1 protein-coding gene is annotated in these 592 nt (G+C 70.6%); it reads left to right on the top strand.

The window, feature by feature from the left end:
• A partial coding sequence (locus tag HKX41_10450; GenBank protein NNC24554.1) for a CysB family transcriptional regulator occupies positions 1–128 on the top strand: 128 nt, incomplete at its 5' end.
• Between the last annotated feature and the right edge of the window lie 464 nt (positions 129–592).

Raw genomic sequence — 592 nt, 5'->3', positions numbered from 1 at the left:
AGCTGGTGCAAGGCCTGGCCCCGCAGATCGACCGCCGCGACCTGCGCCGGGTGCTGGAAGGCAACCTGGAACCGCACTGGCCGAAGGCCCCGACCTGGGTCGAGCTGACCCAGTCGATCAGTTCCTGAGCGCGAACCGGCGCTAAGGCGCTGCGCGATCTACCTGCAGGAGTGGCGCAAGCCGCGACTGCGGACGATCCGCTCGCGTCGAAAGCTGCGTCGCAGCTGCGTTCCCGCGGTCGCGGCTCGCGCCGCTCCTACGGGGGCTTCGGCGACAGTGCGAACGGCTGCGAGTCGCAGCGTCGCTGCGCGATCTACCTGTAGGAGCGGCGCAAGCCGCGACCGCGGGGCGTCGGCTCGCAGCGCAAGTTTCGGCGCAGTTCGATTGTCGCGGTCGCGGCTCGCGCCGCTCCTACAGGGAGCGGCCGTGGTTTCGTTTGCGACTGTAGGAGCTGCGCGAGCTGCGACCGCGGGGTAGCCGGTCGCGTCGCAGGCACGAAGTCGGGATACAGCCCCCAAACGCAACAGGCCGCCCGAAGGCGGCCTGTCGAATGCGCGCAGCGGCGGAACTCAGATCCCGTCGACCCGGCGCG

The sequence above is a fragment of the Salifodinibacter halophilus genome (assembly GCA_012999515.1).
Taxonomy (GTDB): domain Bacteria; phylum Pseudomonadota; class Gammaproteobacteria; order Nevskiales; family Salinisphaeraceae; genus Salifodinibacter; species Salifodinibacter halophilus.
The sequence above is the reverse complement of the archived record's forward strand: the minus strand, read 5'-3'. Positions and strand labels throughout refer to the sequence as shown.